12 protein-coding genes and 1 tRNA gene are annotated in these 17,336 nt (G+C 65.4%); 7 read left to right on the top strand and 6 right to left on the bottom strand.

What is annotated here, in order from left to right:
- The first annotated feature begins 33 nt into the window (after window positions 1-33).
- On the top strand, window positions 34-2,424 hold the full coding sequence (locus tag LDB29_RS19720) for a membrane-bound PQQ-dependent dehydrogenase, glucose/quinate/shikimate family (protein ID WP_099185198.1): 2,391 nt from the start codon (window positions 34-36) through the stop codon (window positions 2,422-2,424).
- Between the two features lie 59 nt (window positions 2,425-2,483).
- Here the strand turns inward: LDB29_RS19720 and LDB29_RS19715 are convergent, their stop codons facing one another.
- Both LDB29_RS19715 and LDB29_RS19710 read right to left on the bottom strand, forming a co-directional pair.
- Window positions 2,484-3,089 carry a DUF1993 family protein gene (locus LDB29_RS19715; RefSeq protein WP_235600845.1) on the bottom strand — a complete coding sequence of 202 codons (606 nt, stop codon included), beginning with the start codon at window positions 3,087-3,089 and terminating at the stop codon, window positions 2,484-2,486.
- A 211-nt stretch (window positions 3,090-3,300) separates the two neighbouring features.
- Window positions 3,301-3,390, bottom strand: a tRNA-Ser gene (locus LDB29_RS19710).
- A 122-nt stretch (window positions 3,391-3,512) separates the two neighbouring features.
- Between LDB29_RS19710 and hspQ the strand changes: the two genes are divergently transcribed.
- The 3 genes from hspQ (at window position 3,513) to LDB29_RS19695 (ending at window position 6,675) form a co-directional block, all read left to right on the top strand.
- Complete coding sequence (hspQ, locus tag LDB29_RS19705; RefSeq protein ID WP_025549362.1) at window positions 3,513-3,884, top strand: heat shock protein HspQ; 372 nt, start codon at window positions 3,513-3,515, stop codon at window positions 3,882-3,884.
- Window positions 3,841-4,617, top strand: a complete 777-nt coding sequence (locus tag LDB29_RS19700) for a GDSL-type esterase/lipase family protein (protein ID WP_025549361.1) — start codon at window positions 3,841-3,843, stop codon at window positions 4,615-4,617. Before hspQ ends, LDB29_RS19700 begins: the two co-directional genes overlap by 44 nt.
- Window positions 4,618-4,737: 120 nt before the next feature.
- A complete protein-coding gene (locus LDB29_RS19695) occupies window positions 4,738-6,675 on the top strand; it encodes an OPT family oligopeptide transporter (RefSeq protein ID WP_373886354.1) in 1,938 nt (645 codons plus the stop codon).
- A gap of 88 nt (window positions 6,676-6,763) precedes the next feature.
- Here LDB29_RS19695 and LDB29_RS19690 read toward each other — a convergent pair whose 3' ends face one another.
- Window positions 6,764-9,565: a TonB-dependent receptor gene (locus LDB29_RS19690; protein WP_099185224.1), complete on the bottom strand. Its 2,802-nt coding sequence runs from the start codon at window positions 9,563-9,565 to the stop codon at window positions 6,764-6,766.
- Window positions 9,566-9,745: 180 nt separating this feature from the next.
- Between LDB29_RS19690 and LDB29_RS19685 the strand changes: the two genes are divergently transcribed.
- Both LDB29_RS19685 and LDB29_RS19680 read left to right on the top strand, forming a co-directional pair.
- A complete protein-coding gene (locus tag LDB29_RS19685; protein ID WP_025549359.1) occupies window positions 9,746-10,819 on the top strand; it encodes a phytase in 1,074 nt (357 codons plus the stop codon).
- A gap of 113 nt (window positions 10,820-10,932) precedes the next feature.
- Window positions 10,933-12,249 (top strand): acetyl-CoA hydrolase/transferase family protein, encoded by a 1,317-nt coding sequence (locus LDB29_RS19680; protein WP_099185225.1) that lies wholly within the window; start codon window positions 10,933-10,935, stop codon window positions 12,247-12,249.
- 68 nt (window positions 12,250-12,317) lie between these two features.
- Here LDB29_RS19680 and LDB29_RS19675 read toward each other — a convergent pair whose 3' ends face one another.
- The 3 genes from LDB29_RS19675 to queF form a co-directional block, all read right to left on the bottom strand.
- Window positions 12,318-14,975 carry a M1 family metallopeptidase gene (locus LDB29_RS19675; protein WP_025549358.1) on the bottom strand — a complete coding sequence of 886 codons (2,658 nt, stop codon included), beginning with the start codon at window positions 14,973-14,975 and terminating at the stop codon, window positions 12,318-12,320.
- 188 nt (window positions 14,976-15,163) lie between these two features.
- Window positions 15,164-15,427, bottom strand: a complete 264-nt coding sequence (locus tag LDB29_RS19670) for a GIY-YIG nuclease family protein (protein WP_037482640.1) — start codon at window positions 15,425-15,427, stop codon at window positions 15,164-15,166.
- 80 nt (window positions 15,428-15,507) lie between these two features.
- A complete protein-coding gene (gene queF / locus LDB29_RS19665) occupies window positions 15,508-15,966 on the bottom strand; it encodes a preQ(1) synthase (RefSeq protein WP_025549356.1) in 459 nt (152 codons plus the stop codon).
- A gap of 101 nt (window positions 15,967-16,067) precedes the next feature.
- Here queF and LDB29_RS19660 point away from each other — a divergent pair, with 101 nt between their 5' ends.
- Entirely contained in the window at window positions 16,068-17,267 is a 1,200-nt protein-coding gene (locus tag LDB29_RS19660) for a hypothetical protein (protein WP_193666714.1), read from the top strand.
- Window positions 17,268-17,336: the final 69 nt, after the last annotated feature.

Below are 17,336 nucleotides of genomic sequence, written 5' to 3'. Positions count from 1 at the left end.
CGGTTTGCTTGCGAGATCATCGGAGGCAAATCGATGAAGTCCGGCCGCCAGACTGCAAAATTGCTGAAGGTCATCGCGGTCTTGATAGGCGTGGTCGGCACGGCAAATCTGATCGGCGGCATCTGGCTCGCCTCATTGGGCGGCAGCCCCTTCTATGCGGCCGCGGGATTGACGATGCTGGCCAGCGCCTTTCTGCTCTGGAAGCGGCGCGCGGCCGCCCTGCATCTGTTCGCGGCGCTCGTCCTCGCCACGATGGCCTGGGCCTGGGCGGAAATCGGCGTGGACTGGTGGCCGCTCGTTCCGCGCGGCGACCTGATCTTCCTCTTCGGCCTGCTGCTGATCCTGCCATGGACCGTGCGGCGCCTTGCGCCGGCTGGGGGATGGGTGCGAAACGCCGGCCCCCTGGCGGTGGCGCTGGCGATCGCCGGCATCTTCGGCCTGGCCGCGCTGATGCGCGACGTCCACAATCTCGACGGCACGCTTCCTGGCCCGCGCAGCGCGATCGCGGCGGAGCCGAACGCAATGCCCGATGATGACTGGCAAGCCTATGCCCGAAGCTGGCGTGGCGAGAAATTCTCGCCCCTGACCCAGCTCACGCCCGCCAATGTCGGCAAGCTGGAGGTGGCGTGGCAATTGCGGACGGGCGATCTCAAGCGCTCGGGCGATCCGGGCGAGACGACCTATGAAATGACCCCGATCAAGGTCGACGACATCGTCTATCTCTGCACGCCGCATAATCGGGTGATCGCTGTCGACGCGGAGACGGGCAGGGAGCGCTGGAGGTTCGATCCGCTGATCAGGACTTCGGCAAGGAACATGCAGCATCTCACCTGCCGCGGCCTTTCCTATTGGGATTCATCGCGCGCGGGGGCGAGCGCCGCCGACTGTTCCCGGCGCATCTTCCTCGCCACGAACGACAGCCGCCTGATTGCGCTGGACCCGCGCACGGGCGCGCCGTGCCGCAGCTTCGGACGCGCGGGGACCGTCAGCCTGCTTCCGGGGCAACCTCATTATAATGGCGGCTGGTATCAGGTGACGTCCGCGCCCCTTGTCGCACATGGCCTGGTCGTGACCGGCGGCGCGGTTTACGACAATATCTCCACCGACGTGCCCTCCGGCGTCATCCGTGCCTATGACGCGCTCACGGGCCGACTGGTCTGGAATTTCGATCCGGGCAATCCGGACAGCACCGCCCCGCTGGGCGCGGGCCGGCACTACACGCCCTCTTCCCCCAACAGCTGGAGCACGCCGGCCGCTGACGAGGCGCTGGGCCTGATCTACCTGCCGATGGGGATGGGCGCTGTCGACCAATGGGGCGGCAGGCGGCCCGCGACGACCGAACGGTTCGCCACTTCGGTCCTGGCGCTGGACATCGTGACCGGAAGGCCGCGCTGGGTGTTCCAGACGGTCCATCACGACCTGTGGGACATGGACGTCCCGGCCCAGCCGGCGCTGGTCGATCTGGACCTGCCCGGCCGCGGCCGGGTGCCGGCGCTGGTGCAGTCGACCAAGACCGGCAATCTCTTCGTCCTGGACCGCCGGAACGGCAAGCCCCTGTTCCCGGTGGAGGAGCGCCCCGGCCCGGGCGGCGCAGCGCCGGGCGACCGCCTGTCGCCCACCCAGCCCTTTTCCGCCATATCCCTGATGCCCGCCCCGGCGCGAGAAAGCGACATGTGGGGCGCAACCATGCTCGACCAGCTTTATTGCCGCATCCGGTTCAAGTCGCTCGACTATAAGGGGCCCTTCACGCCGCCCTCTTTGCGGGGGACGCTGGTGTTCCCGGGAAATTTCGGCGTGATGGACTGGGGCGGCATTTCGATAGACCCGATCCGCCAGGTCGCATTCGCCCATCCAAACTATGTCGCTTTCGTGGACAGGCTCATCCCCCGCGCGGAAATGGAGGACCATGGCGTACGGGGGCCGGCGGGCGGCTCCGACCGGCGCGGATCGGACGAGCAGGGGTACAATCCCAATGCGGGCGCGCCCTTCGCGGTCGACATGAACCCCTTCCTGTCCTTCGCAGGCCTGCCCTGCCAGTCGCCGCCATGGGGTTATGTCGCGGGCATCGACCTGCGGTCCGGCAGGAAGGTCTGGGAACATAAGAACGGCACGGTCCGCGACGAAACCTTCCTGCCTATCCCGTTCAAGCTGGGCGTTCCATCGCTGGGCGGTCCGATGTCGACGGCAGGGGGGCTCACCTTCATGGCGGCGGCGATCGACAATTATCTGCGCGCCTATGACACGCGCACCGGCAAGGTGCTGTGGCGTGCCCGTCTTCCGGCCGGGGGACAGGCGACGCCGATGTCCTATCGGTCGAGGGCGAGCGGGCGGCAGTTCGTGATCGTCGTTGCAGGCGGGCATGGCTCCCTCGGCACGAAGCTGGGCGATCATGTCATCGCCTATGCTCTGCCCAGACAGCCTTAATTCCCCGGCTCGCTACGTCCGCGGGCGCGCCGGGGCCTGCCCGCCATGCCGCCAGCGGATCAGATCGGCGCTGGCGGCGACGGCAGCTTCCGAACGGCGCCCAGATAGTCCCGCTTCCCGAGGGGAACGCCGTTCGTCCGGAGAATGTCGTAGGCCGTGGAGGCATGGAAATAAAAGTTGGGCTGGGAGAAGCTGAGCAGGAAATCCTTGCCCAGGAAATCCCAGCGCAGCTTGTCACCGATGGTGAATGTCATCGGCCTGTCGCTCAAGCTTTCCACATCGGCAACTTGAAGTGCGCCAAGGGCGTCGGCCGCTTCCATCACCCTGGCGTTCAATTCCTCGAAACTGGCCGGTGGCGCCGCGATGTCAGGCGAGAAATTCCCGCGCTGAACGCCATGGATCGCGCCGATGGAATGGATTGCGCAGCTTTTCACCTGATAGGCGAAGTCCAACATGTCGGGAGCGAGTCTGGCATGAAGCAGCCGTTCCGGGGGGAGAGACTGCGCATCGCAATAGGACTTCGCTTTCACAACCAGTCTCGACACAGACTCCAAAATCTGAAGGCACCCCGGTACGAAGGCGTCGTAAAGCGTCATCATGGATCCTGAACCTTTTGACTGGCCATCGAATGGACCGGCAATGGCCGATCTGGCCAGGATCGGCAACCGCATCCTTCCCGGCAGCGTCCCACAAGGACTGGAGCGCCCGTGGACGATCGATCGCACCGGATGGGGAGCCCGGGGTTGAATCTCTGGAAGAGGCACCCGCCATCGTCGGGCGTGGATCAACCGATGAAAGCAACCCTTATCGGGCACAGCTAGCCCATAGGGAGCAGGCGGAACGATTTGCCGGAATTCAGCGACTTGAGGGATAATATGGCGGAGAGGGAGGGATTCGAACCCTCGGTACCGTTGCCGGCACGCCGCATTTCGAGTGCGGTGCATTCGACCACTCTGCCACCTCTCCGCAGAAGGTCCGGCGCATGCCGTTCCGGTCGAGCGGCGGCCATTAGCGAATGATTTCACCCTTGCCAAGCAGCGACGAGCATTTTTCTTGTTTCGCACCGCAAGCATCCTAAATTGCGTCATATGAACGATATGATTCAGATTTTCGGACCCGATGTGACCCCCCCGCCGATCGTCCACGCCCGCTTCAGCATCGGGGACGTGGTGCAGCACCGCCTCTTCGGTTTTCGTGGCGTCGTGTTCGACATCGATCCGGTCTTCGCCAATAGCGAGGAATGGTATCAGGCCATTCCCGAGGACATCCGGCCGGACAAGCATCAGCCCTTCTACCATCTGCTCGCTGAAAATGGCGAAAGCAGCTATGTCGCCTATGTCAGCCAGCAGAATCTGGTCGCGGACGACAGTGAGGAACCTGTCGACCATCCCGCCATTTCCGGCATGTTCGGCACCTATGCGAACGGCAAATATCAGCTCCGCCCGCTGCATCGGCACTAGGCGCGGCCTCAAGGCGGGCAGGGCGCTGATCGGCCTTGCCCTGCTGCTGGGGTCCTGCGGCCTGCTGCACGCCGCCACGCAGGCGCCGGCGCTGAAGGTCAATGCCGACCCCAGCTTTCCCTTCTCGCGCGAGATCGAGGCATTCGCCAGGGCCAATGAGGCCGGTCCCCCGATCACCGACGCCACCCTGTTCCTGGGTAGCTCCAGCATCCGCCTGTGGGACATAAGCGGCAGCTTTCCCGACATCGGCACCGTCAACCGGGGCTTCGGCGGCGCGACCACGCCGGATGTGCTGCATTATTACAAGCGCCTGCTGCCCAAGGCGAAGCCGCGCTCCATCCTCGTCTATGTCGGGGAAAACGACCTGGCAGCAGGCGCCACCCCGGCCGAGGTCGCGAACAACGTCCTGACCCTGCTCAGGCAACTCCGATCCGACTATCCCAAGGCGCATATCGCCTATCTGTCCCTGAAGCCCAGCCCGATCCGCTGGACGCTGTGGCCGAAAATGGCCGCGGTGAACATGACGGTCGCGGCACGGGCGCGGGTGAGCCGCTTCGATTATCTGGATGTCGGTCGCGTGCTGCTCGCCCCGGATGGCCTGCCCGATGCGTCGCTGTTCCGACCCGACGGGCTGCATATGAACCCGCGCGGCTACACGCTCTGGACGCGGCTGGTCGACGCCTATCTGGATGCCGCCGCCGCAGCCGACCTGAAGCCCGGCGCCTCCTCCTGACGCCTCTGCGCGCACTTTCCGATTGATCCAAGGCCAAGCAACATTATTACCGGACGCTGATAAAACAGCCGCAGGCAAGGGGACAGACGAGTGACAAGTGATTCGGCCAAGGCGGCCCCCATGGCGGAGCTGACGCTTCGCGGCGTCATATTGGGCGCGCTCATCACCCTGCTGTTCACGGCGGCCAACGTCTATCTGGGCCTGAAGATCGGGCTGACCTTCGCCACCTCCATCCCCGCGGCCGTCATTTCCATGGCCGTGCTGCGGCTGTTCGCGACCGGCACGATCCTTGAAAACAACATAGTGCAGACCATCGCGTCGGCGGCGGGCACGCTGTCGGCCATCATCTTCGTGCTGCCCGGCCTGGTCATCATCGGCTGGTGGCAGGGCTTCCCCTATTGGCTGAGCGCCTTCACCATCGCGCTGGGCGGCATATTGGGCGTCATGTATTCGGTGCCGCTGCGCCGGGCGCTGGTGACGGGGTCCGACCTGCCCTATCCCGAAGGCGTAGCTGCCGCCGAAGTGCTGAAGGTCGGCGCGGGATCGCGCGAGGGGCTGGAGGAGAACAGGCGCGGCCTGGCCGCCATCGTCGCCAGCTCGATCGCCGCCGCAGCCTTCGCCATCCTCGCCAAGACGAAGCTGATCGCGGAGGAGGCCGCGACCTTCTTCAAATTCGGCGCGGGCGCGTCCAGCGTCTCCACCAGCTTTTCCATGGCGTTGATCGGCGTCGGGCATCTGGTCGGCCTGTCGGTCGGCATCGCCATGTTCTTCGGCCTGCTGATCAGCTGGGTCGGGCTTGTCCCCTATCTCACCGCGCCGCTCGCGGCCGGCGCCGATCTGGCCGATCTGGTCGGCACCACCTTTCGGATGAAAGCGCGCTTCATCGGCGCCGGCACCATCGGCATCGCGGCGATCTGGACCCTGCTCAAGATATTGGGACCGATCGTCAGCGGCATCCGGTCGGCCATGGCCGCGGCGAAAGTCCGCAAGTCGGGCAATGCCGGCCTGCTCGACCTTACGGAACGCGACCTTCCCATCGGCATCGTCGGCGGCACCATAATCGCTTCGCTGCTGCCGATCGCGGTGCTGCTGTGGATCTTCGCGCAGGGCGGGCCGATCGCGGCCAACCCGGTGCCGATCATCGTGCTGACGCTGGCCTATATCCTCGTCGCAGGCATCGTCATCGCCTCGGTCTGCGGCTATATGGCGGGGCTGATCGGCGCGTCGAACAGCCCGATTTCCGGCGTCGGCATTCTGGCGGTGCTGGGCGCCTCGCTGATACTGGCGGCGATCTACGGATCGGGCGGCGACCCGAAACAGGCGCAGGCGCTGATCGCCTATGCGCTGTTCGTGACCGCCATCGTCTTTGGCGTCGCAACCATTTCCAACGACAATCTCCAGGATCTGAAGACCGGCCAGCTTGTCGGCGCGACGCCGTGGAAGCAGCAGATCGCGCTGGTGCTGGGCGTGATCTTCGGCGCGCTGGTGATCCCGCCCGTACTGGACCTGCTCAACAGCGCCTTCGGCTTCGCGGGCGCGCCGGGCGCCAAGGCGACCGCCCTCCCCGCCCCGCAGGCCGCGCTGATCTCCGCCCTGGCGAAGGGCGTGCTGGGCGGCGATCTCGACTGGGGCCTGATCGGCTTCGGCGCAGGCATCGGCGTGCTGGTGGTCGCCATTGACGAACTGCTGGGCAAGGCGGGCAAGCTGCGCCTGCCGCCCCTGGCCGTCGGCATGGGCATTTATCTGCCGATGGCGCTCACCCTGCTGATCCCGGTCGGCGCGGTGATTGGGCATCTCTACAATCGCTGGGCGCTACGCCAGTCCAACCCCGAATTTGCCGAGCGCATGGGCGTGCTGATGGCGACCGGCTTCATCGTCGGGGAAAGCCTGTTCGGTGTCGCCTTCGCAGGGATCGTCGCGGCGACGGACAGCGACGCGCCCATGGCGCTGGTGGGGGAAAATCCGTGGGCCGTGGTGCTTTCGGTGATCGCCTTCTTCGGCATCATCACAGCGCTGTATGCGCGCTTGCGGCGGTGGGCGAGTGCCCCCTTGGGGTGAAGCTTACCCCCGCCCATGGGAACCGGGATGACAGAATAAAGGGGCCGCCGCCTCAAGGCAGCCCCCTCTCCCTCAAGCCTCCGCCGGATCAGAAGTTGAACCGGATGCCGCCCGTATAGCGACGGCCGAAGCGTTCCCACTCGATCGTCTGGTTGCTGCTGTCGGGCGCCTGCACGCCGCTGGCACGCAGCAGGCTGCCCGGGTCGGAGAAGCGGCGGCCGGGATGGTTGAGCAGGTTCGAGGCGTCGAAGTAAATCTCGAAATTCTTCGTGATCGCATAGCGCGCCGAGAAATCCAGCTCGTCGTCCGAGTCCCAATAAGTGTCGCCAGCGTCCGCCAGCGTATCGGAAACCGTATCCAGCCATTTGCTGCGGTTCTGATATTGCAGGCGGATCGACAGGCCGTATTTCTCGTAATATCCGCCGATATTGTAGACGAAGTCCGATGTGCCCGGCAGGCGCACTTTGCGCGCCGGAATGCCCTCGACGGCAGGCTTTTCGACCTTGCTGTCATTGAGGGTAAGATTGGCCGAAATACCGAAGCCGCCCATGAAGGAAGGAAGACCCAGATTCTCCGTCCAGGGTTCGAGCTGGAACTGCGCGGCGGCTTCCATGCCATAGATGCGGCCCGAACCGCCATTGGCGATACGGGTATAGCCATAGTCGGAGCGGTCGATCCCGCCGGAATTGAGGTCGGTCAGGCCATAGGTGCGCCGCTGATTATACAGCACGTCCTCGACATGCTTGTAGAACAGGCCGACCATCAAATAGCCCTGAGGCTTCACATACCATTCGAAATAGGTATCGACGCCATAGGCCCGTTCCGGCTTCACATCGGGGTTGCCGCCCGAAATCACGCGGTCGCTGTCGTTCACGACGAAGTTCGGCCGCATCTGATCGTAATCGGCGCGCGCCGCACCGCTGTTGAAGGAGAAGCGCAGCTTCTTGCTGTCGTCGATATTGTAATTGATGTGCAGGCTGGGGAATGCCAGCGTCTGGCTGGATTCCCGCGTTTCAGGCGTGGAAACCGCCGGTCCGCTGACAGGCGTGACCGTGGCGATCGCAAAGCCATGGTTCTTGACATGCTCGACACGCACGCCGCCCACGACCGAGCCCCAGTCGTAGTGGACAGTGCCCATCAGGAAGCCGGCGAGCACCTCTTCCCGTACCCTGTAGTTGTTTCCGGTGTTGGGTGCGAAGGCATAAGCCGCCTGCGCCGCTTCGGAAGCCGCCCGCATCTTGTCGGTATCGAAATAGCGGAAGGTGTAGCCCATGGGGATCTTGCCCAGGAACTTCCGGTCGATCGAGAACTGGTTGTAGTCGGTCGGCAGGACGGTCGCGGCCTGCGCGGCATTCAGCGTGATCTGCTGCTCGTCGGCGGTCTTGGTGCGGCGGTCATACTGGAACCCCGCCTTCAATGTCGCATGCTCCAGCTCGCGCGCCACAACCAGGCGGCCGGTATAGGCCTTGGTCGTGTCCACCGCGTCGAGGACGGTGAAGCCTGAAAGCGGCTTGGTGAAATCGTCGACCGCCGTGACCTGCGCGCCCGCCGTGTAGCGCGTCGGGCTGGCGAGTTGCAGCGTGCGATAGAGCGTCAGGCGCGAAAGATTGGGATCGCTGAAGTCATAGGCCACGGTCGGCCGGAGCGTGCGCGTGCTGGGGCTGTCCCAGGTCGCTTCGCCGACGATCGATCGGTCGTCCTTGGATTCGGTGTAGTTGCCGACCCAGCTCAGCTTCCAGCCGTCGGCAAATTCATGATCGCCCGCCAGCGTGTTGGTGAAGATCGACTGGCGGAAGGCCCGCAGCGTCGAGCGCTGGCGGATGTCGATGCCGTAGATCGTGCCCTTCTGCGGCGTGTTGCCGATGCAGACATCCGCATAGCCGGTGGTGGTCGGCATGGTGTTCACCGCGGTCGGACAGGCGGCCGAGCCGTTCGACAGGTCCGACTGGCGGTCGTCCAGGTCGAAGCGGTAATTGTCCCGCGCTTCATCGTCGGTGAAGATGGTGTAGACCGACCGCAGCGAAATGCTGTTGGCCTCGTCCGGTTTCCAGTCGACCCGGCCCGAAACCGACCAGTTCTTGCGCGTCAGGCGGTACAGCTTGTTCTCCGCCTCATGCGCCCAGAAGCGGGTGGTATTACCGGGGCGCTGGTCCTGCGACACCCGCTCATAGTCGGTCTCGAAATTGTCCGTGACCATGTTGCGCTCATAATAGCTGCCCGACAGCAGCACGCCGATTTCACCGATGCCCGTCTGGAATCGGTCGGAAACGACCAGCGCGCCTTCATATTCCTTCTTGTCGCCCAGTTCGGCAAAGCCAAGGCCGCCCTTCCCCGCCAGATGGAAGCCGTCATAGTCGAAGGCCGAACGGGTGATGACGTTCACATTGCCCGCGACCGTCTCGCCCGGCATGTCGGGCGTCACCGCCTTGGACACGATGATCTTGCCGGCAATGGCGGACGGGATGGAATCGAAGCGGGCGTCGCGGCCCTCGGGGCTCACCACATTGATGCCGTCGAACGACAGGGTGGTCCAGGTCTTGGGCGCGCCGCGCAGGTTGATGTAGCGGGCCTGGCCCTGGTCGCGCTCGACGCTGATGCCCGGCAGACGGCTGGCGGCCTGGGCGATGTTCTGGTCGGGCAGGCGGCCCACGGAATCGGATGCGGCGACCGTGACCAGCGAGTCCCAGTTCTTCTGGATTTCCAGCGCGGCGGCTTCGGATTCAGCGATCGGGCGGGTGCCGGTGACGACGATCGCTCCCATATCCTCTTCCGCGGCAGGAGCCTGCGCCATGGCTTGGGTCGACGCCAGGGCCCAGCCGGCTATGCCGCAGGCCAGAGCCAGACGAACGGACGGCACGCCGGCGCGCTGCCGGATGAAACTATGCTGCATATGATCCCCCTGTTGGAACGGCCTTGTCGAATAGGCTTGGCGGGGCACCTAGATCGGCGGGAATACAATCGCGTGAAATTATGGTGACAGAACAGTGACATGCCGGGCGATATTCCGGCTGGGCCTGTCACATCATCGTCATGAAGCGCGTCCAAGAGGCGCCGCGAACGGGGGAACTTCATGACGAGACCTTTATCCGTCGCCCTTTGCGCGACTCTTCTGCTCGCCGCTTGCGCCGCGCCAGCGCCCGAACGCCCGCTGGCCCAGCGCATCGCCAACGCCACTCCAGCCGCGACCGTCACCGCGCGCGGGGAAACCGCCCCCGTCGGCACCCCCAATGCCGACGCGGCGGACGATCCGGCGATCTGGCGCAACGCCGCCGATCCAGGGCAAAGCCTGATCGTGGGCACCGACAAGAAGGCGGGGCTCTATGTCTATGGGCTGGACGGCAAGACCCGCGACTTTCTCGACGCGGGCCGGGTCAACAATGTCGACCTGCGGGACGGCGTGGGGATCGCCGGTCAAAGCGGCATATTGGTGGCCGCCAGCGATCGCAACGACCTTGCCCATGCGAAGCTGGCCCTGTTCCGCCTCGATCCCGCCACCGCGAAACTCTCGGCGCTCGGCAAGGTCGATGCCGGGCGGGGCGAAGCCTATGGCGTCTGCCTCTATCGCGCGGCGAGCGCGACCTACGCCTTCGTCGTGCTGAAGGACGGCACGGTGAACCAGATCGCGCTCGACATGGCCGACGCCACGCCCAGGGGCAGCATCGTCCGGACCTTGAAGCTTGGCTCCCAGGCGGAGGGCTGCGCGGTGGATGACCGCACCGGCATGGCCTATGTGGCGGAGGAGGATGTCGGCCTCTGGCGCTTCGATGCCCGTGCCGACGGGTCCGCGACGCCCGCCAGGATCGCCGCGGCGGACGGCAGGAACCTCGTCATGGATGCCGAAGGCGTCGCCATCGCGCCGATGGGCGAGAAGGACGGCTATGTCCTCGTCTCCAGCCAGGGGGACAATGCCTATGTCGCCTATCGCCTGAGCGACGACAGCTATGCCGGCCGCTTCCGCGTGGTCGACGGCGCCATAGGCGGGTCGGAGGAAACCGACGGCATCGACCTGATGCTGGGCGATTTCGGGCCGGACTATCCCGGCGGGCTGTTCGTGGCGCAGGACGGCCACAATGCAACGGCGGCCCAGAATTTCAAGCTGGTCGCATGGGACGACATCGTCCGGGCGCTCGGCCTCGCCCGCTGAAAGCTTCCCCGGCTTGCGCAGGGGGCGTGCAAGCAAGACGCCCCCCTACTTTCGTCGCCATTGCACTCCCGCGCCAACGGCGCGACAATCCCCCAAAAGCCGGGGAGAGAAGGATGTCCATCACAGAAAAGTATCGCGCCAGGACCATGTCGGCGGCTGAGGCGGCCGCACTGGTCCCGGACGGCGCGAAGATGGTCGTCGGTCTCGGCGTCAGCTACCCGCCCGCGCTGATGGATGCGCTGGCCGTCCGCGTTCGCTCGGGCGATCTCACCGGCGGCACGCTTTACTGCATGCTCGCCTGCGCCGCGGCCAGCGAGTCCATCCTCGCGCCCGACCTTCACGACCGCATCCGCCATGTCAGCCTGTTCCACGGTGGCGTCGAACGGGGGAACGACGCCCTGCGCGCCGGCAGCGCGCAAGGCCTGGTCGAAACCCTTCCGGTGCAATTCCACCAGATACCGCGCATCCTGACCGAGCATCTGCGCGTCGATACGCTGTTCGTCACCGTTTCGCCGATGGATGCCGACGGCTGCTTCAGCCTGGGCACCAACACCGATTACGCACTGATGGTCGCGCGCAGCGGCGCGCGGCTGATCGTGGAGGTCAATCCCGCCATGCCCTATGTCCATGGCGACTGCAAAATTCCCATCTCGGCGGTCACGGCCATCGTGGAAAACCATGTCCCCCTGGCGCAGATCCCGCCCCTTCCTCGCACGCCCAATGACGATGCCATCGGCGCGATCATCGCCGGCATGGTGGAGGACGGCGCCTGCCTGCAAATGGGCATCGGCGCCGTGCCGGACGCGGTCTGCGCCGCGTTGATGGATCATCGGAACCTCGGCATCCATACCGAACTGCTCACGCCCGGCCTCGTCGGCCTGATCAAGGCCGGCGTGGTCGACAACAGCGGCAAGAAAATCCATCCCGGCCGCTCGGTCTTCACCTTCGCCATGGGCGACCAGGGCCTTTACGACTTCCTGCACGACAATCCGGCGCTGGAGGCGCATCCGGTCGAGCATGTGAACGCCCCGCACATCATCGCGCAGAACGACAGGGTGATTTCAGTCAACGCCACGATTCAGGTGGACCTCAGCGGCGCCTGCAACTCCGAATATATGAACGGCCGCCAATATAGCGGCACCGGCGGCCAGCTCGATTTCGTGCGCGGCGCCTATGCGTCGAAGGGCGGCCGGTCGATCATCGCCTGCCACTCGACGGCGGCGAAGGGGACGGTCTCGCGGATCGTGCCCTGGCTCGACGGCCCCGTCACGACGCCGCGCACCGACACCCACATCGTCGTCACCGAACATGGCTGGGTCGACCTGAAGGGGAAGACGCTGTCGGAACGCGCCCGCGCGTTGATCGGGATCGCCCATCCCGATTTCCGGGAGGAACTGGAACGCGGCGCGTTCGAGCGGCGGTTGCTGTAAGAATTCCTCCCCATCGAAAGATGGGGAGGACCAAAAAAAGGCGGTGGATCGCTCCACCGCCCCCCGTCTCACTTCCTGGCGAACCAGGCGAGCAGCGCGGGCTTCAGCCGCGCCCGCGTCTCGATCCGCGTCTTGATCGCGGCGATGGAGCGATCCACCACCTTGCGCGATTCCGGCGTCAGATATTGGGTCGCATAGGCGTCCAGCTTCGTCACCATCGCCGGATCGGCGGAGTTGCCGCCCAGCCGCGCAATCGCCTGGCTCCGCGCCGACACGTCGATCATCGCCTCATATTGCTGGCGGTGCGCCAGCACATAGTCGACGGCAAGCATCGAATGCTCCCCGCCCACGGCGGAGATGATCGCCGCGCTGGTCGTCTTGCCTGGCTCGTCCGTCATGGCGAGGTCCAGCGCCTTCTTCGCCAGCGCCTCATCCTTGGCGACGCCCAGCAGCGCGAAGACCGTGCTCTTTTCGAGGTCCGTCTTCGCCCCATTGGCCATGGCGCGCAGCCTGTCCCAGGTCGCGGCGTCGGCATTCTCGGCAATGATCCGCAGCCAGACATTGCGCAGCGGCCCGTCCAGCGCCGCCGGATTGCCGGCCAGCGCGGCGAAGCGCCTGTTCGCCTCCGCCACCACGGCCTTGTCGCCCATGCCGCCCAGCGTCGACACCAGCGCCGACCGCAGGACCGGCACCTGCGGATTCTCGCCCGGCCTGGCGTCGAAACCGACGGTCGCCAACACAGGGCTCAGCTTTTTCGAGGCATAGGCGGCAACCCGCGCCTGCGCGGCCTTGTCGCTCTCCAGCATCATATGGGCGCTGTCGAGATAGTCCGGCACCTCCGCCAGCACGGCGGGGCTGGCCGTCGCGGGCACGGCGTCGATCAGGTCGAGGGCCAGTCCCATGGGCTGATAGCCGCCCAGGCCAAGCTGGAAATTGTCCGCCAGCAGGCCGATCTGGTCCATGGAGGCGAGCTTGGTGAAGTCCTTCGCAAGGGCCTTCACATTCGCCTCCGGATAGAGCGAGCGATAATAGCCCGTCTGCCCCGCATTGATGATATAGGCGCCGCAGCCCGGCAGCGTGACCTGCGCCGAGCCATTGAGGATCAGCCGCTGCTGCGCCCCGCCGCCCGCTTGACCGATAGCCTGCGCCATCACCGGCACATTCCATTTGAGCGGCGTCTTGTCCTTCCGGTCGCGGCTGAACTCGCCCTGCGAAAGCGACAGGATGGTCGAACCGCCCTGGCACTGGGCGCTGTCCACCTTCACCAGCGGAATGCCCGGCTGGCTGGTGAAATCATGCGCGATGCCCACCACGCCCTTGGCGCCCGCGCCCTCGACCGCTTTCCAGAGGTCGTCGGTCACGGTGTTCCCATAGGCATGCTGCTTCATATAGGCGCGGATGCCCGATCGCCACGCATCCTCCCCGGCAAAGCCCTCCAGCATGGTGATGACCGCCTCACCCTTTTCATAGGTGATGTCGTCGAACGCCTGGTTCACCTCATCGACGGTGTGGATCTTCTGGAGGATCGGGTGGGTCGTCACCAGCGAATCGAGGCTCATCGCCCGCTCGCGGCCATTGACGCGGGAAAGCAGCATTTCCCATTCCGGGTTCAGCTTGTCCGTGACCTTGGTCGCCATCCAGCTTGCGAAACCCTCGTTCAGCCAGAGATCGTCCCACCAGGCCATGGTGACGAGATCGCCGAACCACTGGTGCGCCATTTCATGCGCGACGATGGAATAGATGGTCCGCCGCGTGCTTTCCGACGTGAAGCGCGGATCGACCAGCAGCGCGCGTTCGAAGGTGAAGATCGCGCCCCAATTCTCCATGGCGGAAAAGAACTGGCTCTGTCCCGGCCCGGCGACATTGTCCAGCTTGGGCAGCGGGAAGGGCACGCCGAAATAATCGTTATAATAAGGCAGGATCGCCGCCGAAGCGTCGAGCGCGAGTTGCGCCTTCCCCGTATTCCCCTTGCCCGTGATCACGCCGACCTCGGTCGCGCCCGCCTGTTTGGTGGCGCGCTCCAGTTCGCCCAGACCGAAGAACAGCAGATAGGAGGACATTTTGGGGCTGGTGCCGAAAGTCACCAGCTTCTTCCCCGATCCGGCGTCGCTGCTGCCCTTGACCGGCATGTTGCTGACCGCAAGCTGGTCGGCGGGGATGACGGCGGAAAGGTCGAACGTCGCCTTGTAGCTCGGCTCGTCGAAGCTCGGCACGAAACGGCGAGCGTCGGGCGCCTCGAACTGGGTGAAGAGGGCGCGCTTCGCCTGACCCGCATTGTCGGTATAATCGAGCGCGAACAGGCCATTCGCCTGCGTATTGATGATCCCCGCATAGTCGATGGCAAGCTTGTAGCTGCCCGGCTGGACCGGCTTGCCGAAGTCGAAGGTGACGGTCTGCGCGGCGGCGTCGATCTTCGCGGTTCCCTTTACCGCCTTGCCCTTTGCGGGAGTCAGGGTGACGCTGCTCACCGTCAGGTCGGCGGCGTTCAGCACCAGCGCAGGCATCGCCTGCGTCACGGTGACGTCGATGGTCGTCTTGCCCGTGAACTTCAGATTGGCCGCATCGGGGGTGACGGTGATGGCATAATGGCTTGGCGCGGCGCCACGGGGCAATTGGGTGGTCACGCCCACGGCGGGTCCGGCAGGCGCCGTCTGCGCCAGCGCCGGCATCGCCATGGCAAGCGGCGCGGCCGCCAGCATCAGCGGAAGGATCTTCGAAAAGGACATGAGGTTCGCAACTCCGACAGGCTGGAACGGCACGGCAAAAGGTTCGCGCCAGGATGACAGGGGGATCGCCCCTTTCGCTTCACCGGTCAAGCCGGGCGTCCCACCGATGATGTCGTTGGTCGAATGTTGTTGTTCGTTTGTCAAACAAAGAGCTTCGTCATCCCAGCGAAAGCTGGGATCTCAGGCCGCTACGCGATGAAGTCGGACAAATCCCGCCACTCAGGATTGCTCTGCTCGATCAACTGAAGCTTCCAATCCCGCTTCCAGGCCTTCAGCGCCTTCTCCCGGGCGATGGCGTCATCGACCCGGCCATGCTCCTCGGCCAGCACCAGCCGATGCAGATTATATTTGCGACAGAAATCCGAACCCATGCCGCGACGGTGCTGATCGACGCGAACGGCAAGGTTGGTGGTAATCCCTACATACAACACGCCACGGGGCTTGTTTGTCATGATATAGGTCCAGCCTCGCCTCGCGGTCACGCATTGCCTCCTGAGATGCCAGCTTTCGCTGGCATGACGACAAGGGCAGCTCAACCCCGCCCGCGATAGCCCGGCACATCCTGCGACGGCAGCCATAGCCCCGCCGGCGGCTCGCCCGATTGCCAGAACACATCGATGGGAATGCCCCCGCGCGGATACCAGTATCCGCCGATGCGCAGCCAGATCGGGTTCATCTCCGCGAACAGCCTCTCCCCGATTCCGACCGTGCAATCCTCATGGAAGGCGGCATGGTTGCGGAAGGAGCCCAGGAACAGCTTCAGCGACTTCGATTCGACGATGGTCGCGGCGGGCGCATAGTCGATCACCAGATGGGCGAAGTCCGGCTGCCCCGTCACCGGGCAGAGCGAGGTGAATTCCGGCGCGGTGAAGCGCACCAGATAGGGCTTTCCCGGCCGGGGATTGGGCACATAGTCGAGCACGGCGTCTTCGGGACGCGCAGGCAAGGCACTGGCCTGGCCCAGATGAAGTGGAGTCGGCATGTCAGTCATGGCAGGCCATCTACGCCATTGCACGGCAGATGTCATCGCCGCGCCTCTCTTGCCTTTCGTTCATGGCGGGTTCACTTGGGCGGATGCCTTGGCTGCCACCCATGGGGTTCCGCTTCTCGCTTCTGTTCGCCGCGCCGCTGCTGCTGGCCACGACTGCCTTCGCCCAGCAGGAAAATAGCGCCGATCCGGTCTTCAACCTGCCGCGCACCCAGCCGCAGACCCAGACCAATCCCAATGCACAGGGGCCGGAACTGGACGTGTTTCGTGGCGCGCCCACCACGGTGACGCCGCCGCCGGTCGTCGCGCCGACGATCCAGCTTCCGCCCATCGCCGCCCCGGCGCCTGCCCAGCCGCAGCCGCAAAGCCAGCCCACCCGGCCATCCTCCCGGCCGGAGCGCGCGCCGCAAGCTGCACCGCAAGCTGCACCGCAGAGCCAGACCCCGGCCGAAAAACCCGCCCCCGCGGAGACGCCTCCGCCGCCATCCCCCATCGAAAACCAGAGCCTCCCCCCTGCCGACAACGCCACCGTCCCCAGCCCGACGCCGGCGCCGCTGGGCCCGCCTCAGCAGCCCCCCGCCCCCACATGGCCCTGGATCGCCGCCGCCGCAGCGGTCGCCGCCGTCCTGCTGATCGGAGCCCGCTTCCGGCTGCGCCGCCGCAAGCAGGGCGCGGCGGAGGAACCGCCCTACGAAGCCGAAGCCGCGCCGCCGCCCGTGCCGGCTGCACCCCCGCCGCAAGCCAGGGCAATGCCTGCCCCGCCCGAACCCAAGCCCGCGCCGGACAATGCCGACCGCCCATGGATCGATCTCGCCATGGACGTGCAGGCCGCCCGCCTGACATTGCTGGGCGCGACCATCGGCTACCGGCTGACGCTCCACAATCGCGGCAGCCGCACGGCGGAGGACATCCTCGTCCGCAGCCTGATCGCCAATGCCGATGCGCAGCAACAGGCGCTGTTCCAGCCATTCTTCGCGGGCGAAACCGGCCTCCCCGTCCATTCGGTGGTATCCATCGCGCCCGGCGAGACGCAGAAGCTCAGCGGGGAAATGCGCCTGGACGCACAGGCGATCGCCGCCATTCCCATGGGCCAGCGGGCCCTGCTGATCCCGTTGATCGCCTTCGACGCCCGTTATAGCTGGACAGGCGACCGCGAAGGCACGGGACGCAGCGGCAGCGTCTTCATCGTCGGGGAAGAACAATCGCCCCCGGTCGAGCGCCTTTCCCCCTTCCGCCTTGACCTTGGCCCGCGCCAATACCGCACCCCCGGCAGTCGCGCGACCGCGCTCAACCTCTCCAGCTAAGGCCAATCGGCCCTTCCCACCTCTGCCCGCCGCTCCTAGAATGGCTCTGCGCCACCCAAGCAGGTGGCC

It is taken from the genome of Sphingobium sp. CFD-2 (assembly GCF_024611135.1).
GTDB classification, from domain to species: Bacteria; Pseudomonadota; Alphaproteobacteria; order Sphingomonadales; family Sphingomonadaceae; genus Sphingobium; species Sphingobium fuliginis.
The sequence above is the reverse complement of the archived record's forward strand: the minus strand, read 5'-3'. Positions and strand labels throughout refer to the sequence as shown.